Annotated in this window: 23 protein-coding genes; 8 read left to right on the top strand and 15 right to left on the bottom strand. The window is 62.9% G+C overall.

What is annotated here, in order from left to right; translation table 11 throughout:
• Nucleotides 1-7 precede the first annotated feature (7 nt).
• Nucleotides 8-823, bottom strand: a complete 816-nt coding sequence (locus NOX35_RS05085) for a DUF4743 domain-containing protein (protein ID WP_256495941.1) — start codon at nucleotides 821-823, stop codon at nucleotides 8-10.
• Between the two features lie 150 nt (nucleotides 824-973).
• Between NOX35_RS05085 and NOX35_RS05080 the strand changes: the two genes are divergently transcribed.
• The gene (locus NOX35_RS05080; RefSeq protein WP_256495940.1) at nucleotides 974-1,873 is read left to right on the top strand and encodes a DMT family transporter; all 900 of its coding nucleotides are present in this window, start codon (nucleotides 974-976) and stop codon (nucleotides 1,871-1,873) included.
• Nucleotides 1,874-1,939: 66 nt separating this feature from the next.
• Here the strand turns inward: NOX35_RS05080 and NOX35_RS05075 are convergent, their stop codons facing one another.
• The 9 genes from NOX35_RS05075 to NOX35_RS05035 all read right to left on the bottom strand — a co-directional run bounded on the left by NOX35_RS05075 (nucleotide 1,940) and on the right by NOX35_RS05035 (nucleotide 11,171).
• Nucleotides 1,940-2,737 carry an SDR family oxidoreductase gene (locus tag NOX35_RS05075; RefSeq protein WP_182285826.1) on the bottom strand — a complete coding sequence of 266 codons (798 nt, stop codon included), beginning with the start codon at nucleotides 2,735-2,737 and terminating at the stop codon, nucleotides 1,940-1,942.
• Nucleotides 2,738-2,843: 106 nt separating this feature from the next.
• Entirely contained in the window at nucleotides 2,844-4,151 is a 1,308-nt protein-coding gene (locus tag NOX35_RS05070) for a DUF3422 family protein (protein WP_034349041.1), read from the bottom strand.
• Nucleotides 4,152-4,277: 126 nt separating this feature from the next.
• Entirely contained in the window at nucleotides 4,278-5,789 is a 1,512-nt protein-coding gene (locus NOX35_RS05065) for a tripartite tricarboxylate transporter permease (RefSeq protein WP_012837170.1), read from the bottom strand.
• Between the two features lie 15 nt (nucleotides 5,790-5,804).
• Complete coding sequence (locus NOX35_RS05060; protein ID WP_182285824.1) at nucleotides 5,805-6,293, bottom strand: tripartite tricarboxylate transporter TctB family protein; 489 nt, start codon at nucleotides 6,291-6,293, stop codon at nucleotides 5,805-5,807.
• Nucleotides 6,294-6,484: 191 nt separating this feature from the next.
• A complete protein-coding gene (locus tag NOX35_RS05055; RefSeq protein WP_256495939.1) occupies nucleotides 6,485-8,287 on the bottom strand; it encodes a GspE/PulE family protein in 1,803 nt (600 codons plus the stop codon).
• Nucleotides 8,288-8,404: 117 nt separating this feature from the next.
• A complete protein-coding gene (locus NOX35_RS05050; RefSeq protein ID WP_182285822.1) occupies nucleotides 8,405-8,767 on the bottom strand; it encodes a FlxA-like family protein in 363 nt (120 codons plus the stop codon).
• 67 nt (nucleotides 8,768-8,834) lie between these two features.
• Complete coding sequence (locus NOX35_RS05045) at nucleotides 8,835-9,698, bottom strand: spermidine synthase (RefSeq protein ID WP_149354912.1); 864 nt, start codon at nucleotides 9,696-9,698, stop codon at nucleotides 8,835-8,837.
• A 15-nt stretch (nucleotides 9,699-9,713) separates the two neighbouring features.
• Nucleotides 9,714-10,250 (bottom strand): DNA-deoxyinosine glycosylase, encoded by a 537-nt coding sequence (locus NOX35_RS05040; protein ID WP_182285820.1) that lies wholly within the window; start codon nucleotides 10,248-10,250, stop codon nucleotides 9,714-9,716.
• 99 nt (nucleotides 10,251-10,349) lie between these two features.
• Nucleotides 10,350-11,171, bottom strand: a complete 822-nt coding sequence (locus tag NOX35_RS05035; RefSeq protein WP_256495938.1) for a TatD family hydrolase — start codon at nucleotides 11,169-11,171, stop codon at nucleotides 10,350-10,352.
• Between the two features lie 169 nt (nucleotides 11,172-11,340).
• On the opposite strand from NOX35_RS05035, the gene NOX35_RS05030 reads away from it, so the two are divergent.
• Nucleotides 11,341-12,765 carry a methyl-accepting chemotaxis protein gene (locus NOX35_RS05030; protein ID WP_256495937.1) on the top strand — a complete coding sequence of 475 codons (1,425 nt, stop codon included), beginning with the start codon at nucleotides 11,341-11,343 and terminating at the stop codon, nucleotides 12,763-12,765.
• Between the two features lie 83 nt (nucleotides 12,766-12,848).
• On the opposite strand, the gene lolD is transcribed toward NOX35_RS05030, so the two are convergent.
• From lolD to NOX35_RS05015, 3 genes are all read right to left on the bottom strand, one after another.
• A complete protein-coding gene (lolD, locus tag NOX35_RS05025) occupies nucleotides 12,849-13,538 on the bottom strand; it encodes a lipoprotein-releasing ABC transporter ATP-binding protein LolD (protein WP_256495935.1) in 690 nt (229 codons plus the stop codon).
• Nucleotides 13,531-14,784 carry a lipoprotein-releasing ABC transporter permease subunit gene (locus NOX35_RS05020; RefSeq protein ID WP_003066109.1) on the bottom strand — a complete coding sequence of 418 codons (1,254 nt, stop codon included), beginning with the start codon at nucleotides 14,782-14,784 and terminating at the stop codon, nucleotides 13,531-13,533. The genes lolD and NOX35_RS05020 overlap by 8 nt, the downstream gene beginning before the upstream one ends.
• Before the next feature lie 76 nt (nucleotides 14,785-14,860).
• Nucleotides 14,861-15,331 carry a MarR family winged helix-turn-helix transcriptional regulator gene (locus NOX35_RS05015; RefSeq protein WP_182287105.1) on the bottom strand — a complete coding sequence of 157 codons (471 nt, stop codon included), beginning with the start codon at nucleotides 15,329-15,331 and terminating at the stop codon, nucleotides 14,861-14,863.
• A gap of 160 nt (nucleotides 15,332-15,491) precedes the next feature.
• Here NOX35_RS05015 and NOX35_RS05010 point away from each other — a divergent pair, with 160 nt between their 5' ends.
• Genes NOX35_RS05010 through recJ form a run of 4 tightly spaced genes read left to right on the top strand, consistent with a single transcriptional unit; the run spans nucleotide 15,492 to nucleotide 20,625 of the window.
• Entirely contained in the window at nucleotides 15,492-16,493 is a 1,002-nt protein-coding gene (locus NOX35_RS05010; protein WP_256495934.1) for a tripartite tricarboxylate transporter substrate binding protein, read from the top strand.
• Between the two features lie 46 nt (nucleotides 16,494-16,539).
• Complete coding sequence (locus tag NOX35_RS05005; protein WP_256495932.1) at nucleotides 16,540-17,865, top strand: sulfatase; 1,326 nt, start codon at nucleotides 16,540-16,542, stop codon at nucleotides 17,863-17,865.
• Between the two features lie 52 nt (nucleotides 17,866-17,917).
• Complete coding sequence (locus NOX35_RS05000; protein ID WP_256495931.1) at nucleotides 17,918-18,889, top strand: phosphoglycerate mutase; 972 nt, start codon at nucleotides 17,918-17,920, stop codon at nucleotides 18,887-18,889.
• The gene (gene recJ / locus NOX35_RS04995) at nucleotides 18,886-20,625 is read left to right on the top strand and encodes a single-stranded-DNA-specific exonuclease RecJ (protein ID WP_182285813.1); all 1,740 of its coding nucleotides are present in this window, start codon (nucleotides 18,886-18,888) and stop codon (nucleotides 20,623-20,625) included. Before NOX35_RS05000 ends, recJ begins: the two co-directional genes overlap by 4 nt.
• 67 nt (nucleotides 20,626-20,692) lie before the next feature.
• Here the strand turns inward: recJ and NOX35_RS04990 are convergent, their stop codons facing one another.
• Both NOX35_RS04990 and NOX35_RS04985 read right to left on the bottom strand, forming a co-directional pair.
• The gene (locus NOX35_RS04990; protein WP_256495930.1) at nucleotides 20,693-22,399 is read right to left on the bottom strand and encodes a methyl-accepting chemotaxis protein; all 1,707 of its coding nucleotides are present in this window, start codon (nucleotides 22,397-22,399) and stop codon (nucleotides 20,693-20,695) included.
• Nucleotides 22,400-22,709: 310 nt separating this feature from the next.
• Nucleotides 22,710-24,455, bottom strand: a complete 1,746-nt coding sequence (locus NOX35_RS04985; RefSeq protein WP_182285811.1) for a methyl-accepting chemotaxis protein — start codon at nucleotides 24,453-24,455, stop codon at nucleotides 22,710-22,712.
• A 189-nt stretch (nucleotides 24,456-24,644) separates the two neighbouring features.
• Between NOX35_RS04985 and NOX35_RS04980 the strand changes: the two genes are divergently transcribed.
• The gene (locus NOX35_RS04980) at nucleotides 24,645-25,508 is read left to right on the top strand and encodes a 3',5'-nucleoside bisphosphate phosphatase (protein ID WP_256495927.1); all 864 of its coding nucleotides are present in this window, start codon (nucleotides 24,645-24,647) and stop codon (nucleotides 25,506-25,508) included.
• Nucleotides 25,509-25,526: 18 nt separating this feature from the next.
• On the top strand, nucleotides 25,527-26,171 hold the full coding sequence (locus tag NOX35_RS04975) for an L-threonylcarbamoyladenylate synthase (RefSeq protein WP_182285809.1): 645 nt from the start codon (nucleotides 25,527-25,529) through the stop codon (nucleotides 26,169-26,171).
• The last annotated feature ends 6 nt before the right edge of the window (nucleotides 26,172-26,177 follow it).

The following is a 26,177-nucleotide window of genomic DNA, read 5'->3' as shown; positions in this document are numbered from 1 at the left end:
TGCCGCCCTACCATCCCATGTAGGCGGCAAGCACCAGGGAGGCCTCGGGGGTGAAACGACCCTGCAGCATCCAGCCCTGGACCTCGGTCAGCTCCAGCCGCTCGAAACGCTGTACCTCGCCATCCTGATTCACAGGCTGCAGCGCATCGGGCACCAGGGCCGAGAACCAGTCTATGCGCTCGACCATATAGCCCTGCCCCTCTGCTTCGTCGCTGGGTCTTGCGAACATCACATTTCCGCCGTGCCGAAGCTCGCCGAGTTCTGCCACATGCAGACCGGCCTCCTCCCAGGTTTCACGCGCCAGCGCCTCGGCCAAACCATCTGCCGCCGAGACCATGCCGCCCATCAGGGTATCCCACATGCCGGGGTTGTTGGCCTTGTCCTCCGAGCGCTGCTGCACCCAGATCGAGCCATCCGCACAAACGCCCACCAGATGCACGGCTCTGGTGGCGATGCCCAGTGGCCGCACGGCACCACGCTCGACGGTTGCCAGTTGCTGGCCTTGCGCATTGCAGACCGCCAACTGTTCATTGCGCCAGGCCCCGACAAGGCCGGCACTGCGCATGGCCAGGGCCAGCCGGTTCAGATTCTCGGTCGCCCCGCCCTCGCCCATCAGAAGCCATTGCCCGGCAACCGACTGCAAGTCGACCTCGTGCACCGCCAGCAGCTCCTCCCCCAGCTTCCGAGCGAAGTCTTCCTCGATACTGCCGATCTGTTGATCATCAATGCACAGCGGCTGGCGCGGACGCAGAGGCTGCCTGCAGGCCATGGCATGCTGTGCTTGCAGCCATTGCTGCTGGAGCGACGTGGTTTGCTGCTTCATGAAAAATCTCCCATGCACTGCATTGTGCTCAGCTTCGCAAAACGGGAAGGCTTGCATCACTATTGATGCTCGCCAGTTTGCCGCCAACTGCCGCCGCCACACGGTGTGACAGGCCCAAAGACCAACGGTCGCACGTTACAGTGGCAACCCATGAATTCCCCCCTGAAACCCGCCACGGTCGCCATGCTCAGCCTGGCTCCGGCACTGTGGGCCGGCAATGCCATCGTGGGCCGCCTTGCTCACGATCTGATCTCGCCCTTTGCACTCAACTTCCTGCGCTGGTGCATCGCCTTTGTGCTGCTGTTGCCGCTGGCATGGCGGGTGCTGCGCAAAGACAGTCCGATCTGGCCGCTGTGGCGACAGTACATGCTGCTGGGACTGCTGGGCATAGGCTGCTACAACGCCTTGCTGTACCTGGCGCTGAAGACCTCGACCCCGCTGAATGTGACGCTGGTGAGCTCGAGCATGCCGGTCTGGATGCTGGCCATAGGGCGGCTGTGCTGGGGCATTCGCATCAGCCGCCGGCAGATGGGCGGAGCTTTGCTGTCGGTGCTGGGTGTGGCGGTGGTGATGTCGCGCGGCGACTGGCAGACGCTGCTTGCTCTGCGCTTTGTACCCGGCGACCTGTTCATGGTGCTGGCCACCATCGCCTGGGCTTTCTACACCTGGCTGCTGTCGCGCAGCAGCGGCCCGCAGGAAGTGAAATCGCACTGGGCCAGCTTTCTGCTCGCGCAGATCGTTTTCGGCCTGCTCTGGTCCGGCCTTTTCACGGGCGGCGAAGCCTTGCTGGGCGAGTTCCGCTTCGTGCCGGGCTGGCCGCTGCTGGGCAGCTTGCTGTTCATCGCCGTGGGCCCGGCCATTCTGGCCTATCGCTTCTGGGGCATGGGCGTTCAGCGCTCCACGCCCGCCATTGCGGGCTTCTTCGGCAATCTGATTCCGCTGTTCACGGCCCTGCTGTCGATTCCCGTGCTCGGCGAAACCCCGCACCTCTACCACGCGCTTGCGTTTGCGCTGATCGTGATCGGCATCGTCGTGTCATCCCGCAAATAAACGGCCGCCCACCCAGACAAAAGCCCCGCATTGCGGGGCTTTGTCGTTTCGGCCGTTGATCAGCGATCAGTAAGTGCCGGGATACAGCCCGCCGTCGGGCAGGATATTCTGGCCCGTCATATAGCCGGCCTGGCGGCTGCACAGGAAGGCACAGATGGCGCCGAACTCTTCGGCCGTGCCAAAGCGCTTGGCAGGGATCTGGGCAGCCTGGGCCTGGCGCACGGCATCCAGGTCCTGGCCGGTCTTGTTGGCCGCTGCCTGATGGGTTGCAACCAGACGGTCGGTGTCGAACTTGCCGGGCAGTATGCTGTTGATGGTCACGCCCTTGGCGGCAATGCCCGAACGCGCCAGGCCGGCCACAAAGCCCGTCAGACCGCTGCGCGCACCGTTGGACAGGCCCAGGATGTCGATGGGCGCCTTCACCGCGCTGGAGGTGATGTTGACGATGCGACCGAAGCCACGCTCGGCCATGCCATCCACCGTAGCCTTGATCAGCTCGATGGGGGTCAGCATATTGGCGTCCACGGCCTTGATCCAGGCCTCACGATCCCAGGTACGGAAGTCGCCGGGAGGCGGGCCGCCGGCGTTGGTCACGACGATGTCGTAATCCTTGCCCGGGCCGCCGGCGGCTTCGAACACTGCCGTGCGACCTTCTGGCGTGGTGATGTCTGCAGCGACACCGATGACCTTGATCTGAGGAGCAACGGCTTGCAGCTTCTGCACGGCCAGTTGCAATGCCTCGTCATTTCTGGCGTTGATGACCAGATTCACGCCCTCTTCGGCCAGAGCCTTGGCGCAGCCAAAACCCAAACCCTTGCTGGCGCCGCAGACCAGAGCCCAGCGCCCGGCGATACCAAAGTCCATGTCAGTGTCCTTTCACACAGTTTCCAAGCCGGACAAACTGCCCGACGCTATCAAAATCAATAACTGCTAGAGCTTTATCAGAAAGCGCTGGCATCCAATTTCATGCTCAATGACTGCGACCATGAAACAGCTTGTGGTGCAGCCTGCGCAGCGACCACCAGACGCCCAGTGCCACAACCGGAATGGCCACGGCCGCCGTCGACTCGGGCGACCAGGGCCAGCCCAGCTTCTGCCCGCCCTTGGCCAGATAGCTGATCAGGCCGGTGATGTAGTAGGTGATGGCCGCGACCGACAGGCCTTCCACCGTGGACTGCAGCTTGAGCTGGGTGCCCTGGCGGTCGTTCATGGTGCCCAGCAGCTGCTGGCTGCTTTGCTGCTGCTCGATCTCGACACGCGTGCGCAACAGACTGCTGACACGGGAGACTCGCTCGGACAATGCATTCTGGCGGCGTGTCGCCCATTCGCAGGTCGCGCGCGCAGGCGTCAGTCGCCGGTCCATGAATTCACGGATGGTCTGGATGCCATCCACCCGCGTCTCCTGAATTTCCTGAATACGCCTGTCTACCAGCTCGAAATAGGCGGAACTGGCTGAAAAACGCGAATGCGTGGCCGCATACTCGCTCTCCACCTGGCCGGCCAGCCGGGTCAGGCGGTCCAGCAGCGCCGGCTCGGTGTCGCGGTCGGCCGCGCGAATGGCATTGGCCAGCTCGGCCAGTTCACGCTCGGCCGTGGCCAGCACGGCTGCTGCCTTGCGTGCGGCGGGCAGGCCCAGCAGCGCCGCCATGCGATAGGTTTCGATCTCCAGCACGCGCTGCACCAGACGACCCAGGCGGCGCGGGGACAGATCGGCACCCGCCAGCAGCAGCATGCGCGAGAAACCATCGGGGTGAATCGCAAAGTCGGTGTAGATGGCCCCTGCACCGCCGGAGACGCGCGAGCCGACCAGGGTATCGGCCTGCAACATATGACGCATCAGATACTGCGGGTCCACATCCTGCTCGTTCAGCGCCCACAGATGCAGGCTGCTCAGGCACTGCCCCGGCAGGGCGGCCAGCCAGTCGCGCGGCACGGCGTCGATGGCTGTCTCGGGCTCGCGCACATCGGCCACACCGGCCTGCGCCATGGGCGTGGTGAAGGTCCAGGCCACGAACTCGGTGTGCTGCTCCCAACGCAGGCGAAACGCCCCCAGATCGATCAGCACATGGGTGGTTGCCGCATCGGGCAAAGGGCGATGGTGGTTGCGCAGCAGGGCGGCCACATGCTCGCGGCTGGCTTCACGCTGGGCCGCATCGGTGAGCATCACGATATGCGTGATGGCCAGAGGGGCCTGCATGATTTCCGCAGGACGGGCATGAATTTCGTTGTGTAGCAAGACCCGCTGAGGGTGCTGCGCGGGCAATAAAGACAAGGCCATGCAATCTTTCGAATAACTGCAGCTATTTTGCCGCCCGAATCCATAGTCCCAGAAACAAAGGTCCTCATATAAAAAAAGCGGCCCCGGAAGGGCCGCTTTAACGATGATCAGCGATCAGGTTGACGATCAGTCTTCCACGAAAGCTTCTTCACGCTTGTTCTTCACTGCGGGCATCAGCACGATCACCAGCAGCACCACGGCGGCAGCCAGCAGGCAGGCGGAGATGGGACGCGTCACGAACACGGACCAGTCACCACGCGACAGCAGCAGGGCTCGGCGCAGGTTTTCTTCCATCATCGGGCCCAGGATGAAGCCCAGCAGCAGGGGAGCGGGTTCGGTACCCAGCTTGTGGAACACATAGCCGATGAAGCCGAAGATACCGACCATCCACACGTCCCATGCGTTGTTGTTGGTACCGTACACGCCGATCGCGCAGAACAGCACGATGGACGGGAACAGCCAGCGATAGGGCACGGTCAGCAGCTTGATCCAGACGCCGATCAGCGGCAGGTTCAAGATGATCAGCATCAGGTTGCCAATCCACATGGAGGCGATCAGACCCCAGAACAGTTCTGGGTTGCTGGTCATCACCTGAGGACCGGGCTGGATGTTGTGGATCGTCATGGCACCCACCATCAGCGCCATCACGGCGTTGGGAGGGATACCCAGAGTCAGCAGAGGAATGAACGATGTCTGCGAACCGGCATTGTTGGCCGACTCGGGAGCGCACACGCCACGGATATTGCCTTGACCGAAAGGAACTTCGCCGGGCTTCAGCTTGGTCTTCTTCTCGATGGTGTAGGCGGCAAAGGCCGACAGCATGGCACCGCCACCGGGCAGGATACCCAGGGCCGAACCCAGGGCCGTACCGCGCAGCATGGCAGGAATCATGCGCTTGAAGTCTTCGCCTGTAGGCATCAGACCGGTCACCTTGGCGGCGAACACTTCGCGTTCGTCGTCGGGCTTGGACAGGTTGGCAATGATTTCACCGTAACCGAACACACCCATGGCGATCACGACGAAGTCAATGCCGTCGGTCAACTCAGGAATGTCGAAGCTGTAACGAGCCACGCCGGAGTTCACGTCGGTACCGACCATGCCCAGCAGCAGACCCAGCACGATCATGGCGATCGCCTTGAGCAGCGAGCCGGAAGCCAGCACCACGGCACCGATCAGGCCCAGGGTCATCAGCGAGAAGTACTCGGCAGGGCCGAACTTGAAAGCGACTTCGGTCAGCGGAGGAGCGAAGGCAGCCAGGATGACGGTGCCCACGCAGCCAGCGAAGAAGGAGCCGATACCGGCTGCCGCCAACGCGGGCCCCGCCCGGCCCTTGCGCGCCATCTGGTAGCCGTCGATCACGGTCACCACCGACGAGGATTCACCTGGCAGGTTCACCAGAATGGCGGTGGTGGAGCCACCGTACTGGGCGCCGTAGTAAATACCAGCCAGCATGATCAGCGCCGCCACAGGGGGCAGAGCGTAAGTGGCGGGCAGCAGCATGGCGATGGTCGCCACTGGGCCAATACCTGGCAGCACACCGATCAGCGTACCGAGCAGACAGCCCACAAAGCAGTAGATCAGGTTCTGGAACGTGAAAGCCACGCCAAAACCCGTCGACAAGTTCTGAATCAGATCCATGGACGATGCTCCTGATTAGCCAGCGATGAAGCTAGGCCACACGGGGAACTGCAGATTCAGCGCCCACACGAAAGCGAAATAGCTGCCCACGGCCAGGATGGTGGCCAGGACTGCTGTTTCCTTGAGGTTGAAAGTCTGACCTGCCAGGCTGGCGATGAAGACCAGCGCGTAGATGGCGATGATCAGACCGAACTGAGGGATACCCACAGCAGGCACACCCACCAACAAGATGCCGAAGGCAAAGTTGGCAGCCAGGATGAAGAACACAGGCTTCCAGGCCCACTTGCCGATCTTGTCACCACCTTCGGGGCCCTTGGTCAGGCCGCCGACGCAGATGGCTGCACCCAGGATGGCCATGAGCACACCCAGGATCAGAGGGAAGTAACCTGGACCCATACGGGCGCCGGTGCCAATGGTGTAGTTGGACGCGCCGATCGCAAATGCGAGACCGACGGCCAAGAACATCAGACCGGAGAAAAAGTCTTTTTGGCTCTTGATTTTCACAAAACGTCTCCTTACGGAAATCACGACTTGGCGATTCTCGTTTCATAGATATGCCAAATTGATGTGGATTCCACCTACAAAGGGCATACCCTAATGCCGACGTTTTGTACACATTTACCGCATTCAGCCCAGGCCAGTACCGGCCTTTTCTTACTACGAAAAACCAGAAGCAAGCACTTGCACCCAGACTCTCAGATTTCGCTCATCAGCGGCGTGCAGGCCAGCACTTCGGGCAAGGTGGTCACACCTTCTGCCACTCGCAGGGCCCCTGCCAGACGCAGGGGACGCATGCCGTCCTGCACGGCCTGACGGCGCAGAACGTCCATGGATGGGGCATCGTGAATCTGCTTCTTGAGGGCCTCGGTGACTGTGAGAAGCTCGTACAGACCCATGCGACCGCGGTAGCCTGTCATGCGGCAGTCCTCGCAACCCACAGGCTTGTAGGGCTGGTAGCTGCCGGTCAGCTTCCAGGGCCTGACCGACTCGGCCAGATCCTCGGGTTTTGCGTCTTCATCGCGCACCTTGCAGCTGGAGCACAGCGTGCGCACCAGCCGCTGGGCCAGCACACCCAGCAAGGTGGCGTTGATCAGATAGGAGGGCACGCCCAGCTCCATCAGGCGGCTGACGGCGCTGGGAGCATCGTTGGTGTGCAGCGTGGAGAAAACCAGATGGCCGGTCAGCGCAGCCTGCACCGCCATCTCGGCCGTGGCCAGATCGCGGATCTCGCCCACCATGATGATGTCCGGGTCCTGGCGCATCAGCGCGCGCAGGCCTTCGGTGAAGCCGAAGTCGAGCTGGGGCTGAACCTGGGTCTGGTTGAAGCTCGGCTCGATCATTTCGATGGGGTCTTCCACCGTGCTGACATTGACCTCCTCGGTCGCCACCCGCTTGAGCGTGGAATACAGCGTGGTGGTCTTGCCCGAGCCCGTGGGGCCGGTGACCAGAATGATGCCGTGCGGACGCTTGACCAGCTCTTCCCAACGCTGGGCATCATGGGCGCTGAAGCCCAAGGCATCCAGGTTCTTGACCGTGTTCTCCGGATCGAAGATGCGCATCACCATCTTCTCGCCAAAGGCCGTGGGCAAGGTGGACAAGCGCATTTCCACCTCCTCGCCGTGCGGGTTGCGCGTCTTGATGCGCCCGTCCAGCGGGCGGCGCTTTTCCACCACGTCCATGCGCCCCAGCAGCTTGACGCGGGCCACCATCGCGTTCAGCACCCCCATGGGCATCTGGTAGACCGGATGCAGCACACCGTCGATGCGAAAGCGGATCACGCCCTGCTCGCGCCTGGGCTCCAGGTGGATGTCGCTGGCGCGCTGGTCGAAGGCATACTGCCACAGCCAGTCCACCACGCGCACCACGCCCTGGTCATTGGCGTCGAGCTGCTTGTTGCTTTTGCCCAGCTCCACCAACTGCTCGAAGCTCGCGCCACCGGTCGCACCGCCGGCTTTCTCGGCAGCACGCACGGACTTGGCCAGTGCAAAGAACTCTGCCGTATAGCGCCTGATGTCCTGCGGATTGGCCACCACGCAGCGCACGCTGCGGTGGGCCTGCCGCTCGACTTCGCTCACCCAGTCCGTGATGAAGGGCTCGGCCGTGGCAATCACCACCTCCTTGGCGGTCACCTGCACGGGCAGCACCTTGTGGCGCTCGGCATAGCTGGCGCTCATGACCTCGCCCACCCGGCCCACATCCACGCGCAACGGGTCGATGCGCAGATAGGCCAGGCCGCTGCGCTGGGCCAGGTACTGGGTCAGGGTTTCCAGATCCAGCGGCTGATGGGTCTGGGCGCCGACAACGCCCACATTGGCCAGGCGCACCAGCGGCAGTTGAGCACTCTCGGCCGCCGAGCAGCGCGCCACCGTGCGCCCTGCCTCATGCGCCGTGATCACACCGTCTTCCTGCAGCCATTGCACCAGCGTGCGCCAGTCCAGAGGCCCCTGGTACTGGGCTGGCTTGACGGATCGGGGCAGGATGGATTCAGTCAATGACATGGGCGGCTGTGGCAACAAAACTGCCTTGACTGTACCGCCATCGGCCCATGCACCCGATCAGGACGGTGCATAAGAAACCGATGAAGACCTTTTTTTATCCCTTTTGTCTGATGCAGCTCAGGCGTATTCGTCCAGCAGACCGCCGAGGCTGCCCTGGCCCGGATTGCTGCGACTTCTGCTCTGCACCGCTTCGTCCTGCTTTGGCCGGACGGCTTCGGCGCCACGCTGAGCAGCCTGCTGGGCTTGCTGTGCCTGCTGGTTCTGCAAGGCCTCGATCTGGGCCTGCAGCATCTGGATCTTGGTCTGCAGCAACTGCGCCCGCTGCTCCTTGGTCTTGGCATCCGCGTCGCTGTTGGCAACTTCTTTGAGTTCGTTGGTGGCATCCTTGATCTGCTTTTGCAGTTGCTGGATACGCGATGCTGCGCCGGCCGCCGAAGAGGCTGAGCTGACAGAACCGGAGGAGATGGCACTGATCGTCATGACCATATCATCGGCAGAAAACCGCCGCCCTCAAGGCCAGCACCATCAATTTACTCAGGCTTTGCAATTACACGGTAGCGCCCCGGCCGATGCGGCTGACTTTGGCTTTGGCCGTCTTGCTGCCGGCCTCGGCATCGCGGGCCGGCACGAACACCTTGGCCCAGCGCGTGGTGTTCAAATCCCAACGGGCCTGAACCTGGTCACAGGCCAGGTCCAGCTCCGCGCCCTGCAGAACACGCGGTGTGCGCTGTGCCAGCACCACGGTATTGCCTTCGCGCGTGGGGCGGAAGGCCCAGAGCGCGTCCTCGCCAAAGGCCTGGGCCATCTGATCCAGGCTTTTGTCAAAACTTGAGGAGCGGCCAAAGAGGTTGACGGTCATGATGCCGTCCTCGGTCAGAAGATTGCGGCAATCGGCATAGAACTCTGCGCTGTCGAGAACGGGAGCCGCCGCCTCATGGTCATAGAGATCGACGGCCAGTGCATCGACCGTGCCCTGCCATTCGGTCTTTTTGATCTCTTGAGCTGCATCGGCCAGCACTACCTGTAGTGTGCTGCTGTCGGGCGGCAGCTTGAACCAGCTGCGGCACACAGCCAGCACCTGGGGATTGAGCTCGACCGCCGTGGTCTTCATGCGCAGCTTCTTGTGGCAGAACTTGGTGATGGCGGCTGCCCCCAGACCTAGTTGCATGGCGTGCATCCGGGGCACTTCGGCTGGCTCGGCAAACAGCAGCCAGCCCATCATGCGCTGCACATATTCCAGGTCGATATCAAAAGGGTCGCGAATGCGCATGGAGCCCTGCACCCAGGGCGTACCCAGATGCAGATAGCGAATATCGCCGTCGTCGGAGACGCTGACTTCGGGCAGTTCCTGCACGCTGGCCACATTCTTGTCTTGCGCGGATTTGGCACCGCCACGGGTTTTACGGATCACGTTTCACACCAATCTTCAAAGCAGGCCATGAGCCGCCAGCGCATGGCGCCAGGCCTGCAATTTTCTATCGAACGACCAGCTGGCATTGGCCGGGCTGGTGGATGGCAGCTTGAGGGCGATCAACCCCAGCGCCTCTGTCTGACGGGCATGCTTGTAGCTCTCGCCGCCGTTGTGCAACGCCAGTTGCAGATCAGGACAGCGCTGACGCAGCCCGGCAAAGTCGTTGACCTGGGCCGCGCGAATGGCGCTGTCCAGACTGCCCTCACGCTCGCAGCTCGCATACACATCCCACAGGCCCAGCCCGCGTGCCAGCAGCCATTCGCAGCGGCCCGCGTAATCAGTACGTGGCGGCTGCTGGTTCCGGGGCCACAAGGCCTGCAACAACGGCCAGAACTGGTTTTGCGGATGGGCGTAGTACTGCACCTGCTGCAACGACTTCAGGCCCGGAAAGCTGCCCAGAACCAGCGCACGCGTGCGCTCATCGGCCACGGCTGCCAGCCCCTGCCAGCGCAGGCCAGTCTCTGTTGGAGTGGCAGAAGAATCCTCGGTCATGCTCTATTGTCGCCCAGCCATCATCGGCCTAGATCTTGGGCTGATATTCAAAAAGATGAGCATCAGCCTCTTTGCGTGCAAAGGATAGCTACTGCCCATCTACGGGAGTGCCGGCAGCCCTTTGAGCGCCTTACGTGCATTGGCCGTGCTGGCCTGCGCCAGCTGCTCAATGTCCATGCCGCGCAGCCGCGCGATCTCCGCCGCAATGCACGGCAGCTCGGCGGAGCTGTTGCGCCCCTGGGGCTGACCGGCCGCGCGCTGCTCGACCGTGGTGTAGAGCCAGTGCGGCGGAATATCGGGTGCATCGGTTTCCAGAACCAGCGCCTGCAGCGGCAGGCTGGCCGCCAGCTCACGCAGCTTGAGCGCACGCTCATAGGTGATGGCGCCGCCAAAGCCCAGCTTGAAGCCCATATCGATGAAGGCCTGCGCCTGCTGGGCGCTGCCGTTGAACGCATGGGCAATGCCACCCACAACCCTGTGCTGGCGCAAGGTCTTGAGCAGACGATCGCTGCTCTTGCGCACATGCAGGATGACGGGCAGCTCGAACTCGCATGCCAGCCGGATCTGCTGCTCGTAGAACCAGATCTGGCGCTGCTCATCCAGTCCGGGGACAAAAAAGTCGAGACCGATTTCGCCCACCGCCACCAGCTGCGGATCCCCGATCTGCTGACTCAGCAGATCGCGCAGCGCCGCAATATCGGACTCCTGTGCGCCGGGCGTGTAGAGCGGATGAATGCCCAGCGCATAGCTGTCGCCATGGCGATGGGCCAGCGCAATCACGTCCTGCCAGTGGCTGCGCTGCACGGCAGGAATGACCAGATGCGTGACGCCTGCGGCCTGCGCAGCGGCGCGCACGGTATCCCTGTCAGGCGCGAACTCGGGGGCATCCAGATGGCAATGGGTATCTATCCAGGTTGGCATCCTCACATCATGCATCGGCTGGCCTGCCTGCGCAGCCCGGCCTCGGCCGACGACACGTCAAGTGACTACAGACAGTTTCCAGCCTTGTCCTACGATTCACACATTGAAACAAATAAAACATTAAGCAACTTTACCCACTGCCCTGCGCGATCGGCCAAAGGAGCGAGTTATGACGGGACTTATGCAAAGCACGCTCTGGCAACGCCTGAGCCAAAGTCATCAACGCGCCGACATGCAGGGCAAGCTGGCCGCGCTGGATCAGGTCCAGGCCGTGATCGAGTTCGATCTTCAAGGCCATGTGCTGACGGCCAATGACAACTTTCTGCGCACCATGGGCTATAGCGCCGAGCAGATCATCGGCCAGCATCACCGCATGTTTGTGGATGAGGAGACCCGAGCCTCTGCCGAGTACGCCCAGTTCTGGCAGCGCCTGGCGGCAGGCCTGCATGACAGCGGCCGCTACCGCCGCATCAACAGCCAGGGCGAGGATGTGTGGCTGCAGGCCAGCTACAACCCGATCTTTGACAGCCAGGGGCAGCCGCGCAAAGTCATCAAGTACGCAACCGACATCACCGAGCAGCAGCAGCATGAAGACGATGCCCGAGGCCAGCTCCAAGCCATTGCCAAGGTACAGGCCATCATCGAGTTCGATCTGAACGGCAACATCCTCACGGCCAACGATCTGTTCCTGCAGACCATGGGCTACTCCCTCGCCGAAGTCGTTGGCAGGCACCACAGCATGTTTGTCCAGCCGCACGAGCGCCAATCCCCGGCCTATCAGCATTTCTGGCACAAGCTGGCCCTGGGGCATCACGATGCGGGCCAGTACCTGCGCATAGGCAAGGCTGGCCGCCAGATCTGGATCGAAGCCAGCTACAACCCCATACTCGATGCCGAAGGCCGCCCCTTCAAGGTCGTCAAGTTCGCCACCAACATCACACGCCGCGTGACCGCGGCGCAAACCCTGCGCGCCACGGTGGAGGGGCTGACCGAAAGCGCCAACCATGCGCGCCAGGCCAACGAGCTGGCCCAGGACGCCTGCAGCGTGGCCGAGGCCGGCGGCCGCACCGTGCAGGATGTGGTGACCACCATGGAATCCATCAGCGCCAGCTCGCGCAAGATCAGCGACATCATCGGCATGATGGACTCCATCGCCTTCCAGACCAATCTGCTGGCGCTCAACGCCGCCGTGGAAGCGGCCCGCGCCGGTGACCAGGGACGCGGCTTTGCCGTGGTGGCCAATGAGGTGCGCCAGCTGGCCCAGCACAGCGCCGAAGCCGCCAAGGAGATCAAGCAGCTGATCCAGACCTCGGTCGCCCAGGTCACCCAGGGGGTGACGCAGGTGCGCGAAGCCGGCACCACCATGGCCGAGATCGTGAACTCATCGCGCCAGGTCACGCAGATCATGGGCGAAGTGGTACAGACTTCGCTGACCCAGTCCGCCAGGCTGCGCGAGGTCACCGACGACCTGACGGCTCAGGATGTCTCGAGCAACCATGGCTCAGGCAAGCCGCGCCCCGCCGTGCCGCTGCAGGCATCGGCTCGCGAGCAAGCCACGATCGCTATCAGAAATGCAGCTGTCAGCGCTTATTGATAAAGCGCTTCAGGCATGTTTCACAAATTGGGCCCGAGCCGCTGCACAGGCAGTGGCTCGGGCCTTGATTTATCTGGACGTATTCAACCCAGCTGTCCCAGCACCAACCTGACCATGCGATCGCAGCGCGCGGCCAGTCCTTCGTCATGGGTGACCATCACGAACGCCGTGCCGTGGCTGCGTGCGAGCTCCAGCATCAGCGCAAACACCGTATCGGCCGTACCGCGGTCCAGATTACCCGTGGGCTCATCGGCCAGCACGCAGGCCGGACGCGTGACCAGGGCACGCGCAATGGCCACACGCTGACGCTCGCCACCCGACAGCTCGGCCGGACGATGCGCCATGCGCTGGCCCAGGCCCACGGCGCGCAGCATCTCGGCCGCGCGGTCCATGCAGTCCTCCTTGGCGTCGCGTCGGATGCGCAGCGGCATGGCCACATTCTCCTGGGCCGAAAATTCGGCCAGCAGGTGGTGGAACTGGTAGATGAAGCCCAGGTGCCGGTTGCGCAGCGCGCCCTGCTTTTGCGGGCTGAGCTGGTGCAGGGGCTGGCCCATGAGGCTGACGCTGCCGGTGGTGGGCGCATCCAGCCCGCCCAGCAAGTGCAGCAAGGTGGACTTGCCCGAGCCCGAGGCTCCGACGATTGCCAGCGTCTCGCCCGCCTGAACCTGCAGGTCCACGCCCTGCAGCACGGTCACATCCAGTTTGCCTTCGGCAAAGCGCTTGGTCAGGCCGCGTGCCTCCAGCACGGTCCGGTCCATCACAACATCATTCATAACGCAGTGCCTCCGCAGGGTTCACGCGGCTGGCACGCCAGCTGGGGTAAATCGTTGCCACAAAAGAAAGAATCAGGGAAATCACGGCGATCGGCACGATGTCCGTGGACTGCGGCTCGCTGGGCATCTTGCTGATCAGGTAGATGTCCTTGGGCAGGAAGTTGGCATGCAGCGCCTGCTCTATGGCCGGCACGATGACGTCGATATTGAAGGCAATCGCCAGCCCCAGCGCCAGACCGGCCAAGGTGCCGATGACGCCGACCATGGCGCCCTGCACCATGAAGATGCCCATGATGGACGAGGGCGAGGCCCCCAGGGTGCGCAGGATGGCAATGTCGGCACGCTTGTCCTGCACGCTCATCACCAGGGTGGACACCAGATTGAAAGCCGCCACGGCCACGATCAGGGTCAGGATGATGAACATCATGCGTTTTTCGAGTTGCACGGCGGCAAACCAGGTCTTGTTCTGCTGCGTCCAGTCACGGATGAACAAACGATCCGTCAAGGTGTCCGCCAGCTCATGTGCCACGCGCGGAGCCTCATGCAAATCCTTGAGCTTGAGGCGAATGCCGGTCGGCCCTTCCAGGCGGAAGATGCGCTGTGCATCCTCGTAATGCATCATCACCAGCGCCGAGTCATATTCGTAGTGACCGGAATCGAAAGTACCGGCCACCGTCATCTGTTTCATGCGCGGCAGCACGCCGGCCGGGGTGACCTGTCCGCTGGGAGCGATCAGCGTGATCACATCGCCCTCGCTCACTCCGAGGTTGCGCGCAAGCTCGATGCCGAGAACCACCTTGAACTCGCCGGGCACCAGACGCTTGAGCACCTCCCCGCTGGTGGCTGCCAGATCGGTCACCTCGCCTTCACGCGCCGGATCGATACCGCGCACCAAGGCGCCTTTCATATCCTCGCCGCGCGCCAGCAATGCCTGAGCCGCCACGAAAGGCGCGGCCCCCACCACGTCGGGGTTGGCTCTGGCCTCGCGCATGGTGCGCTCCACATCGGGCAGCGGCGCGCCCTGCGGGGCGTAGATTTCCACATGGGAGACGACGCTGAGCATGCGATCCCGCACTTCCTTCTGGAAGCCGTTCATCACGCTCAGCACAATGATCAGCGCCGCCACGCCCAGCGCAATGCCAAGCATGGAGACACCCGAGATAAAGGAGATGAAGCCATTGCGGCGTGTGGCGCGCCCTGCACGGGTATAGCGCCAGCCCACGGCCAGTTCGTAGGGAAATTGCATGTTGCCAGCATTGTGGCATTGCCGGTAATGCCCCGCCGGCGGCGCCAGCCTTATGCAATCTGACTGCCCGCCCCCTCTATCGAGGCGGCCTGCTGCGCCCTATGCGCGGCAGATCCGCGTATTGCTCCTGCTGCTCCAGCGTCACCGAATGGGCCTGGAGCTTGGCCAGCAGGTCGTCAAACAAGGCCAGCTCCTCATCGCTGAGGACAGACACGATGTCGGCATGAATCTTGACCATCTCGGGCAGGATAAGGCCGTACATGTGCCGCCCCTCATCGGTCAGATACATGGCCACGCGCCGGCGGTCTCCATCCAGAGGCTTGCGCAGCACCCAGCCTTTCTCCTCCAGACCGCTCAGCGCCCGAGAGGTGCGCGCCCTGTCCAGTTGCACCTTCTGTGCCAACTCGGAGGACAGCAAACCCTCCTCGGTCGCCAGCGTCGCCATCACGCCCCATTCGCGACGCGTGAGGCCGAAGCGGGCCTCGCACATGCGCATGGCCATTCCGCCCGCCACACCAAAGAAGCGGCTGATGCGAAACAACAGCATCTGCTGAATGGAGGTGGGTTGTCGGGTATTCACGGGGATGAGTTGATTAGATCAATTATGGATGTCACTTCTACAGTGGGCATTCCCAATACAGAGACAAAGGGGAGTGCTGGGGATTTTCGCAAATGCCAGCACTTTCCTCAGACCAGAGAGTGATTCCATGGCCCGCCTGACTGCACCCCGCCGCCTTCTTCAAACCAGCCTGGCTCTGCTGCTGGGCTGCACGGCATTCGCCTCCCAGGGCCAGCCTGCCGATGGCGCCGCCGCCTCTGCCTGGCCCGGCAAGCCGGTTCGACTGATCGCCTCCTTCGCTCCCGGAGGGGCTGTGGACATACTGGCGCGCGGCGTAGGAGAAGTACTTCAACGCGAAACCAGGCAGCCCTTCGTTGTTGAAAACCGCACCGGCGCCGGCGGCAACATAGGAGCCGATTACGTCGCCAAGGCTGCCGCCGACGGCTACACCATGCTGATCGGCCTGGACACGAGCTTCACCGTCAACCCGCTGATCTACAAAAGCATGCCGTTCAAAAATGGCGACCTGCGTCCCGTCATGGTGTTCGCCTCGCAAGGCATGCTGATGGCTGTCAGTCCCAAAACCAATATCAAGACACTGGAGCAGTTCATCGCCCGCGGCAAGGACAAGGGCCTGACCCTGGGCTCCGCCGGCTATGGAACCCCCGGCCATCTGGCCTCCAGCATCCTGACCTACGCCACCGGGGCCAAGGTCAACCACGTGCCCTACAAAGGCAATGCACCTGCCACGCTGGCGATGCTCTCGGGCGAAGTGGATGGCGGCGTCATCAGCTCCACCGCCATGCTGCCCCATGTGACCACTGGAAAGATCACGGCGCTGGCGGTGACCACGGCCCAGCGCAACCCCTTGCTGCCGGAAGTTCCCTCGGTGGCAGAGCTGGGACACAAGGAGCTGCAGCAGGAAGTGCTTTTCGCTGCCTGGGTACCCAGCAGCACACCTGAGCCGCTGGTTCAGAAAATCCGGGCCCAGTTCGAGAAGGCCATGAAGGACGGCACGCTGCGCGAGCGCATGCGTGTCAACGACATGGTCTACGAAGGGCTGACAGGCGATGCGGCCGTCAAGCGCATTCAGGCCCTGGCCGACCGCTATCGCGTCCTGGCCCAGGCCACCGGCATGAAGATGGAATAAGGCCTCCAGCCGACCTACAGCCAATAACAACAACGACCCGCATTTCATGACTCGCCCCAACATCATCTTTATCGTCGCCGACGATCTCGGCTATGCCGACCTGGGCTGCTACGGCGGCCGCGATGCCGAGTTCGGCCCGGTATCCCCGGTGCTCGACCGCCTGGCCTCCAACGGCCTCAGGCTCACCCAGGGCTATGCCAACTCACCCGTGTGCTCGCCCACGCGTTTTGCCTTGGCCACGGCGCGCTATCAATACCGCTTGCGCGGTGCGGCCGAAGAGCCCATCAACAGCAAGACGCGCGGTACGCCGCTGGGCGCCAGGCTGGGCCTGCCGCCCGAGATCCCCACCGTTGCCTCGCTGCTCAAGGGCGCGGGCTACCGCACGGCACTGATAGGCAAATGGCATCTGGGCTACCCTCCCCACTTCGGCCCGCTGCGCTCAGGCTACGAGGAATACTTCGGCCCCATGTCGGGCGGCGTGGATTACTTCACCCATCTGAGCAGCTCGGGCCAGCACGACCTGTGGGTGGGCGAAGAGGAGCACCACGACGAAGGCTATCTGACCGACCTGCTGTCCCAGCGCAGCGTGGACTTCGTCAACCGCATGAGCGCGGGCGATGCCCCCTTCTTCCTGAGCCTGCACTACACGGCCCCGCACTGGCCCTGGGAAACCCGTGATGACCGAGAGACCGCCGAGCAACTGGGAGCAGGCATCACGCATCTGGAAGGAGGCAATATTCACCAGTACCGCCGCATGATTCATCACATGGATGAGGGCATTGGCTGGATCGTCGAAGCACTGAGCAAGAACGACCAGCTCGACAACACCCTGATCGTCTTCACCAGCGACAACGGCGGCGAGCGCTTCTCGGACAGCTGGCCTCTCGTGGGCGGCAAGATGGACCTGACCGAAGGCGGCATCCGCGTGCCCTGGATCGCCCACTGGCCTGCCGTGATCGAGGCCCATCGCAGCAGTGCCCAGCCATGCATGACCATGGACTGGTCGGCCACTGTGCTGGATGCAGCCGGTGTGAGCGCCGCCCCCGACTACCCGCTGGACGGCATCTCCCTGCTACCCCTGCTGCGCACCGACGGTGCGGAGTTTGCCCGGCCTCTGTACTGGCGCATGCTCTACCGCAACCAGCGCGCACTACGCGAAGGCGAATGGAAATACCTGCGCGTGGAAGACAACGAATACCTGTTCAATCTGGCGCAGGACGAGCGCGAGCGTGCCAATCTGGCCGGACAGCAGCCCGAGCGCCTGCAGGCCATGCGCCAGCGCTGGGACGACTGGAATGCCAGCATGCCCGCCATCGCCGATGATGCCAGCTACAGCCTGGTCTACACCCTGAAAAATATGCCCGCGAGGTGACAAAGCACCCCGCACCATGCCCGGGCGGCGGCCATGCCCGACAATAGCGCCCATGTCTTTGACCGCGCCTTTGCTGCCTGCCGCCCAAGCCCTGGGCACAGGCGCCTCTGAAATCATTGTTGCCTATGCCAGCGGCCCTGCCGACATTCCCCAGGCCTGGGACGGTTTGCAACTCCCTTACCTGCAGGCCTTGCTGGCAACACTGACGCCGACCTCGCTGGTGCAGGGCGACGAGATGGACTTCTCTCCCCCGCACGAGCGAGCCCTGGCCCGTGGCATGCAGCTGCCCGATACACCCGGGCTGATTCCCTGGGCTGCGCTGGCGGCTGGAGACAGCAGCCAGGCCTGTGCCTTCATCACGCCCTGCCACTGGCATATCACGCCGGACCAGGTCCATCAGACCGACCCGGCCAGCGCGCCACTGGACGAAGACGAATCCCGCCAGCTGCTGGCGCTGATCGCGCCCTGGTTCAGCGACGACGGCATCACGCTGGAATATCTGCGCGCCGACCTCTGGCTGGCACGTGGTGCGGCTTTCAAGGGCCTGGCCACCGCATCGATGGACCGTGCGCTGGGCCGCGACGTGCGTCCCTGGATGCCCGACCCGATTCAGGGAGCCATCATTCAGCGTCTGCAGACCGAGCTGCAGATGCTGCTCTACACCCATGTCTTCAATGACCGACGTGCCGAACGCGGCCTGCCGCCCATCAACTCCTTCTGGGTGCATGGCACGGGAGACCTCGCCAGCCTGCCCACTGCGAGCTCTCGGGCGGTGTGCGTGGATGATCTGCGCCACACCGCTCTGCAAGGCAATGTGCAAGGCTGGCAAAAGGCCTGGCAGGCGCTGGACAACGGCCTGATCGCCGAGCTGCAGCAGCGGGCTGCCCGCGGCGAACCGGTCTGGCTCACGCTCTGCGGCGAGCGCAATGCCGTGCAGTGGCAAAGCCAGCCACGCGGCCTGATGGACAGGATAAAGAGTGTTTTTGGCACGAAGCGCCTGCCTGATCTACGGGAAATGCTATGAAAATAATTCCCAGATCTGTCCCCAGCGATAGTGTCTCCGCACTGCTGCAAGCCAAGATTCATCCCTTGCTGGCCCAGCTCTATGCAGCGCGAGGCGTCTGCTCGGCCGACGAGCTGGACGATGCGCCGGCCCGGCTGCTGCCCCCCTCGGGCCTGCGCGGCATCGATGCTGCCGTGCAACTGCTGGCCGATGCCATAGCCGCGCAAAAGCGCCTGTGCATCGTCGCCGACTATGACTGCGATGGCGCAACCGCCTGCGCCGTGGGCCTGCGCGGCCTGCGCATGCTGGGCGCGGCCCATGCCGACTATCTCGTGCCCGACCGCGTGGTCGACGGCTACGGCCTGACCGCCCCCATCTCGCGGCGCGTCAAGGAGACCGGTGCCGACATGCTGATCACCGTGGACAACGGCATTGCCAGCGTGGAAGGCGTGGCCGTGGCCAAGGAGCTGGGGATGTCGGTCGTTGTGACCGACCATCATTTGCCCGGCGACCACCTGCCGCCAGCGGACGCCATCGTCAACCCCAACCAGCCTGGCTGCGAGTTCGCGAGCAAGTCCATGGCCGGCGTGGGCGTAATGTTCTATGTGCTGCTGGCCCTGCGCACCGAGCTGCGCAACCGCGGCCGCTTTGATCGCCACAACCAGCCCAGGCTGGAGCAATTGCTGCCCCTGGTCGCGCTAGGCACCGTGGCCGATGTGGTCAAGCTCGACGCCAACAACCGCCGCCTGGTGGCACTGGGCCTCAAGCAGATTCGCAAAGGCAGCATGCAGCCCGGCATACGCGCGCTGTTCGAGGCATCGGGCCGCCGCTTTGACATGGCCTCCACCATCGACTTCGGCTTTGCCCTGGGCCCGCGCATCAACGCGGCCGGACGGCTTGCCGACATGACCATTGGCATCGAGTGCCTGACCACGGAAGATGTCAGCCGCGCCGACAATCTGGCACGCATGCTGGACAGCATCAACCGCGAGCGCCGCGAGATCGAGGTCAGCATGCGCGAGCACGCCCTGCTCATGGCCGAAGGTCTGTGCGAGGACGGCATGACGCCGCCACCGGCCATCAGCGTGTTCGACCCCGACTTTCACGAAGGCGTGGTCGGCGTGGTGGCCTCGCGCATCAAGGACAAGCTGCACCGACCCACGTTTGTCTTTGCAGCCAGTGGCGCTCCAGGCAAGGAGCATGAGCTCAAGGGCTCGGGTCGTTCCATTCCAGGCTTTCATCTACGCGATGCGCTGGACCTCGTGAGCAAGCGCCACCCCGGTCTGATACTGCGTTTTGGCGGCCACGCCATGGCAGCAGGCTGCACCATAGAGGAAGCGCACTTTGACGAGTTCGAGCAGGCTTTTGCCCAGGTCGCCAGGGAGTGGCTGGATGCAGCCACACTGACGCGCAGGCTGGAGACCGACGGGCCGCTTTCGCCCCAATGGCTGGACACCAGCCTGATCGAACAAATGCAGCTGGCCGTCTGGGGCCAGGGCTTTGCCGCGCCGACTTTCAGCGAAGAGCTGGAAATCACCTCGCAGCGCCTGGTCGGCGAAAAGCATCTGAAGCTGGAGCTGCTGCACCATGGCTCCAAGATCGACGGCATCTGGTTCAACCACACCGACCCGCTGCCCGCGCGCACCACCCTGGCCTATCGCCTGGACATCAACGAATGGCGCGGCGAACGCAAGGTGCAGTTTCTCGTGGAAGCCGCGCAGGACTTCGAGGGTGGTGCCGGCAACATGGGCTTCTGATCTTCGCACCAGCCAAGACTGCCGCCACAGCGAACGTGGCAGCAGCCCTTTTCACGCTGCCCAACACTTAGAACTGTGCCCAGCTCTCGTCATCCGCAGTGCTCGCGACCAACCGGGCCTTGGGCCTGGACTCTGTCAGCCTGGGGAGGGCTGCCGCAGGCTTGATCGCCTTGATCGTCGCAGACACTTTCGCAAGCGATATAGGTGTGGTCGCGAAAGCCTCGACATTGCGTCCCATCTTGAAGACAGACACCACTTCGGCCAGGCGACGCGCCTGCTCCTGCATGGACAGTGCCGCCGCACTGGACTCCTCCACCAGCGCCGCGTTCTGCTGCGTCATCTGGTCCAGATTGCTCACTGCCTGATTGACCTGATTGATGCCGTCGCGCTGCTCCGTGGACGAAGCCGTGATCTCCCCGATCAGGTCGCTGACGCGACGCACGCTGGCCACGATCTCGCTCATGCTCTGGCCCGCCAGCTCCACCTGCTGCGAGCCCGACTGCACATTGTCCACGCTGGTGGTGATGAGCTGCTTGATCTCCTTGGCCGCCTCGGCACTGCGCTGCGCCAGGCTGCGCACCTCGCCCGCCACCACGGCAAAGCCACGGCCCTGCTCACCGGCACGTGCCGCTTCCACGGCCGCATTCAGGGCCAGGATATTGGTCTGGAAGGCAATGGAGTCGATCACGCCGATGATGTCGGCAATCTTGCGGCTGCTGTCGGTGATCTGGCCCATGCTCTGCACCACCTGCTGCACCACGCGACCGCCTTGCTCGGCCGCCTGGGCGGCTGTCGATGCCAGCTGATTGGCCTGACGCGCAGTATCGGCAGACTGGGTGACGGTGGCCGTCAGCTCTTCCATGCTGGCCGCCGTTTCTTCGAGATTGGCAGCAGTCTGCTCGGTACGGGCCGACAGGTCCTGGTTGCCCGTGGCAATCTGACCCGAGGCCGAAGAGACGGATTCCACACCCGAGCGCACCTGGCCAACGACGGAGCGCAGGCGCTCGGCCATGGCGTTCAGGGACTTGAGCAGACGGCCCAGTTCGTCTTCGCGGCCATGCCCGGTTCTGAAGCTCAGATCGCCTTCGGCAATCGCATCTGCCAGCTCCACGGCCTCGAGCAGAGGCTGGGTGATGGAGCGCATGATGATCAGGCCAGTCACCAATCCCAGCAACATGATGATGCAGCAAGCGACGGCTATCACCACATAGGCCTTGGAGCGGCTGGACTCACCCAGCTCCAGCGCCTGCACCCGGTAACGATCCTGCAGCTGCACATAGGAATCCAGGGCCGCATAGTACTTTTGCGCCATCGGGTTGAGCCGCTCTTCGATCAGCTTTTGCGAACGCTCGAAATCCTTGGCTTGACGGGCCTGATCTACCTCCTTGTTCACCGCAAACAAGGCATCTCTATGCGTGTTCACATCGGCCATCAGGCTCTTGGCCTCTTGCGTATGAACCTGTGCCAGCACCTTGTCGCGCAACTCGTTGATGCTGGAGATCAGGCCGGCCATGGCCTTGTACTGGTGCTCGACCAGATTCTCTTCCGTGGACATGGCAGCCGCCGTGAAGCGATCCATGCTCATCTGGGTCAGGATACGCCACTCCCTGGCCTGCGCAGCAGCAGTCTGCGCTTCCACCACCGCCGTAAGAACGCCCTCGTTGACACGTTTGGAATAAGCCAGGCTGCCTGCCACCAGCAACAACATGCCCGCCAGAAGACCGATCACCAATACCCACAGCTTCCGGGCCACGGTGAATTGAAACAACTTCATGAACCAACCAATCCAGACAAAAGAACCCACACACAGGCACGTCCGCATCGTGAACTACGGGCTGGCTTGTGCATGACTCTGCCGGTCAATTCCTGGCCCCTGACGTCCTCCCTCCACCTCCACGGGGCACTCTCCCCGAGGCTGCTTCAATATATTAATAATTGTTACAACTGCTTTGCATATTGCGCACGACTGAAGTTCTCAGTACTTTCCCGCTTTTCGACACAGCTGGAGTTGGCGAGCCAGAATGAAAAAGCCCGCCGCCTCCTGTCAGAAGCGGCGGGCTTGCAAGCGGGTGTCAGCCTGCGGTTTAGAAGGTTTCCCAGTCCCCATCGTCAGAGTCCGCAGCAGGCTTGGCCTTGCCGGCACTCAGTGCAGTGGGAGCCGGTCCAGCAGGCGCTTTCTTGATCGCGGGTCTGACTGGGGCAGCAGTCTGCTTCACTGGCGCCATGGCTGGCATGGCACGGTTGGTCGAACGCTGGGGTGCTGCAGCCTTGGCATAGCCGGTTTCATGGCCGAGCTTGAAGACAGACACCACTTCGGCCAGGCGACGCGCCTGCTCCTGCATGGACAGTGCCGCCGCACTGGACTCCTCCACCAGCGCCGCGTTCTGCTGCGTCATCTGGTCCAGATTGCTCACTGCCTGATTGACCTGATTGATGCCGTCGCGCTGCTCCGTGGACGAAGCCGTGATCTCCCCGATCAGGTCGCTGACGCGACGCACGCTGGCCACGATCTCGCTCATGCTCTGGCCCGCCAGCTCCACCTGCTGCGAGCCCGACTGCACATTGTCCACGCTGGTGGTGATGAGCTGCTTGATCTCCTTGGCCGCCTCGGCACTGCGCTGCGCCAGGCTGCGCACCTCGCCCGCCACCACGGCAAAGCCACGGCCCTGCTCACCGGCACGTGCCGCTTCCACGGCCGCATTCAGGGCCAGGATATTGGTCTGGAAGGCAATGGAGTCGATCACGCCGATGATGTCGGCAATCTTGCGGCTGCTGTCGGTGATCTGGCCCATGCTCTGCACCACCTGCTGCACCACGCGACCACCTTGCTCGGCCGCCTGGGCGGCTGTCGATGCCAGCTGATTGGCCTGACGCGCAGTATCGGCAGACTGGGTGACGGTGGCCGTCAGCTCTTCCATGCTGGCCGCCGTTTCTTCGAGATTGGCAGCAGTCTGCTCGGTACGGGCCGACAGGTCCTGGTTGCCCGTGGCAATCTGCCCCGAGGCCGAAGAGACGGATTCCACGCCCGAGCGCACCTGGCCAACGACGGAGCGCAGGCGCTCGGCCATGGCGTTCAGGGACTTGAGCAGACGACCCAGTTCGTCATGACGATCATTGCGTACCGTTGCCGTCAAATCGCCGGCAGCGATGGAGTCGGCCAGAGTTACCGCCTCATTCAACGGAGCGATGATCGAGCGCAGGATCAGAGCCGCCATCGCCAGGCCAAGCAGAACGATCAGGCCGCAAACCAGACCGATAGCCACATAGGCCTGAGACTGGCGTGCTTCGCCATCGGCAATCGCACGCTGGCTGTGTTGCTCCTGCAACTGCACAAACTTGCGCTGCGCATCCACGTAGACCTTGGCGTTGGGACGCAGCCGCTTTTCAACCAGATCGAAGGCCGCCGCAAAATCATTGTCCTTGCGCGCGGCCTGCACGGCGGCATTACTCTCCAGCGTCGCGCGCCTGTGCTCGGCGACCTCGTCCAGCACCTTGCGTGATTCCTCGTCAGTGACCAGCTCGTTGAGCTTTTTCTGCAGCTCGGTGATATGCGCAATCCCGTCACTCATCAGCTTTCGCTGCTGCTCCACCAGGTTTTCCTCGGAAGAAATGGCCGCGACGATGGAGCGATCAACGCTCTGCTCGGTCAAATGACGCCACTCGCTGGCAATATTGGCTGCCATTCGGGTACGCGTGGCCTCCTTGGAGATGCTCACGTACACGCGATCCAGATAGATCAGACTGCCTGCAGACACCAGCAGCAAGCCCGCCAGCAAGCCAATCACCAAAGCCCACAGCTTTTGTGACACAGAGAACTGATTCAATTTCATTTTTTATCCATCTCAATAGATCAAGCAACACCGTGGCAGCCTTAACGAATTCAGAAACTCACAAGCGCTGTAGCCAATCCTTAATCGGCATACTGGCCGGAGATTTAAGCTTTGTTACAAGCCACGACCGCAACAGCGCTAGTGCCATGACACAAATCATGATTGCGTACAGCCGCCTACAATCAAGCCGTGTCCAAAACCTATCTGAACGCCGATCTGCACTGCCACTCCGTCGTCTCCGACGGCACTCTGACGCCCGAGCAACTGGCTCTGCGTGCTGCCGAGCGGGGGGTGGAGCTCTGGGCGCTGACCGATCACGACGAGGTCGGCGGCCAGCACCGGGCAGCAGCCGCAGCCAGGTCAGCAGGGCTGGACTATCTGACAGGCACTGAAATTTCCGTCAGCTTCTCGGGCAGCGGCGTACACATCGTGGGCCTGGGCTTTGACGCCGACAATGCCGCTCTGACCCAAGGCCTGTACGACACGCGCAACGGCCGCGGTCCACGCGCCCGCGAAATGGCCAGGCAGCTGGAACTGGCCGGCATTGCAGGCGCCTATGAAGGAGCACTGCGCCATGCAGGCAACCCCGAGCTGATCTCGCGCACCCACTTTGCGCGCTTTCTCGTCGAAAGCGGAGTCTGCAGCGACACCTATGAAGTCTTCAAACGCTATCTGACAGAAGGCAAGCCCGGTTATGTCGCCCATGTCTGGGCGAATCTGGAGGACGCCGTGCGCTGGATCGTGGATGCCGGCGGCGTGGCCGTGATTGCTCACCCGGCGCGTTACGACCTGAGCCATAACGAGGAATATGCGCTGTTTTCCAAGTTCAAGGAACTCGGCGGCCAGGGCGTGGAGGTCGTGACCGGCAGCCACCGCCCGCACGAATATGCGATCTATGCCGATCTGGCCCTGGAATTCGGCCTGGCCGCATCACGCGGCAGCGACTTTCACAGCCCCGATGAATCGCAGATAGACCTGGGGCAGCTGCCCTATCTGCCCAGCCAGCTCACTCCCGTCTGGCAGCTGCTGCAGGACCGCATACAGCGTGCATAAATCACAGAGAGAGATGGCATGACCACCGTTTTTGAAGTCTATCCAGAGAACCCGCAACCGCGCATCATCAAGCAGGCGGCGGACATGCTGCGCAAGGGTGCCATTCTTGCCGTACCCACCGACTCCAGCTATGCCCTGGTCTGCCACCTGGACGACAAGAATGCCGTGGACCGCATGCGCCGCATCCGGCAGATCAACGACAAGCACCACCTCACGCTTCTGTGCCGCGACCTGTCCGAGCTGGCCAACTATGCCCGAGTGGACAACCGCCAGTACCGCTTGCTCAAGCTGGCCACGCCAGGCCCCTACACCTTCATTCTTGAAGCCAGCAAGGAAGTGCCCAAGCGCCTGAGCCACCCTTCGCGCAAGACCATCGGCCTGCGCGTGCCGGATCGCAAAGGTCTGCAACTGCTGCTGGAAGAACTGGGCGAGCCCTTGCTGGCCACCACCTTGATTGCGCCCGGCGAGACCGAGCCGCTCAATGATGCCGAGTCGATCCTGGAGCGCTTCCCCCATGAGCTGGACGCCGTGGTCGACTCCGGCGCCTGTCCGCAGCAACCCACCACGGTGCTGGACCTCACGCCCATGGCCTTGAACAATTCGCCCGTCGTGGTGCGCCAGGGCATGGGCAGCCTGAAAGACATAGGCCTTCAGGCCGAATAGGCACGG

Source organism: Comamonas sp. C11, from assembly GCF_024496285.1.
GTDB lineage: Bacteria > Pseudomonadota > Gammaproteobacteria > Burkholderiales > Burkholderiaceae_C > Comamonas > Comamonas testosteroni_F.
Note: the sequence above shows the minus strand (reverse complement) of the source record. Positions and strands in the feature narration are given on the sequence as shown.

Excerpts from the sequence above, each read along its gene's own strand:
- NOX35_RS05085 (WP_256495941.1), bottom strand. The coding sequence starts at position 823 with ATGAAGCAGCAAACCACGTCGCTCCAGCAGCAATGGCTGCAAGCACAG.
- NOX35_RS05080 (WP_256495940.1), top strand. The coding sequence starts at position 974 with ATGAATTCCCCCCTGAAACCCGCCACGGTCGCCATGCTCAGCCTGGCT.
- NOX35_RS05075 (WP_182285826.1), bottom strand. The coding sequence starts at position 2,737 with ATGGACTTTGGTATCGCCGGGCGCTGGGCTCTGGTCTGCGGCGCCAGC.
- NOX35_RS05070 (WP_034349041.1), bottom strand. The coding sequence starts at position 4,151 with ATGGCCTTGTCTTTATTGCCCGCGCAGCACCCTCAGCGGGTCTTGCTA.
- NOX35_RS05065 (WP_012837170.1), bottom strand. The coding sequence starts at position 5,789 with ATGGATCTGATTCAGAACTTGTCGACGGGTTTTGGCGTGGCTTTCACG.
- NOX35_RS05055 (WP_256495939.1), bottom strand. The coding sequence starts at position 8,287 with ATGTCATTGACTGAATCCATCCTGCCCCGATCCGTCAAGCCAGCCCAG.
- NOX35_RS05050 (WP_182285822.1), bottom strand. The coding sequence starts at position 8,767 with ATGACGATCAGTGCCATCTCCTCCGGTTCTGTCAGCTCAGCCTCTTCG.
- NOX35_RS05040 (WP_182285820.1), bottom strand. The coding sequence starts at position 10,250 with ATGACCGAGGATTCTTCTGCCACTCCAACAGAGACTGGCCTGCGCTGG.
- NOX35_RS05035 (WP_256495938.1), bottom strand. The coding sequence starts at position 11,171 with ATGCCAACCTGGATAGATACCCATTGCCATCTGGATGCCCCCGAGTTC.
- NOX35_RS05030 (WP_256495937.1), top strand. The coding sequence starts at position 11,341 with ATGACGGGACTTATGCAAAGCACGCTCTGGCAACGCCTGAGCCAAAGT.
- lolD (WP_256495935.1), bottom strand. The coding sequence starts at position 13,538 with ATGAATGATGTTGTGATGGACCGGACCGTGCTGGAGGCACGCGGCCTG.
- NOX35_RS05020 (WP_003066109.1), bottom strand. The coding sequence starts at position 14,784 with ATGCAATTTCCCTACGAACTGGCCGTGGGCTGGCGCTATACCCGTGCA.
- NOX35_RS05015 (WP_182287105.1), bottom strand. The coding sequence starts at position 15,331 with ATGCTGTTGTTTCGCATCAGCCGCTTCTTTGGTGTGGCGGGCGGAATG.
- NOX35_RS05010 (WP_256495934.1), top strand. The coding sequence starts at position 15,492 with ATGGCCCGCCTGACTGCACCCCGCCGCCTTCTTCAAACCAGCCTGGCT.
- NOX35_RS05005 (WP_256495932.1), top strand. The coding sequence starts at position 16,540 with ATGACTCGCCCCAACATCATCTTTATCGTCGCCGACGATCTCGGCTAT.
- NOX35_RS05000 (WP_256495931.1), top strand. The coding sequence starts at position 17,918 with ATGTCTTTGACCGCGCCTTTGCTGCCTGCCGCCCAAGCCCTGGGCACA.
- recJ (WP_182285813.1), top strand. The coding sequence starts at position 18,886 with ATGAAAATAATTCCCAGATCTGTCCCCAGCGATAGTGTCTCCGCACTG.
- NOX35_RS04990 (WP_256495930.1), bottom strand. The coding sequence starts at position 22,399 with ATGAAGTTGTTTCAATTCACCGTGGCCCGGAAGCTGTGGGTATTGGTG.
- NOX35_RS04985 (WP_182285811.1), bottom strand. The coding sequence starts at position 24,455 with ATGAAATTGAATCAGTTCTCTGTGTCACAAAAGCTGTGGGCTTTGGTG.
- NOX35_RS04975 (WP_182285809.1), top strand. The coding sequence starts at position 25,527 with ATGACCACCGTTTTTGAAGTCTATCCAGAGAACCCGCAACCGCGCATC.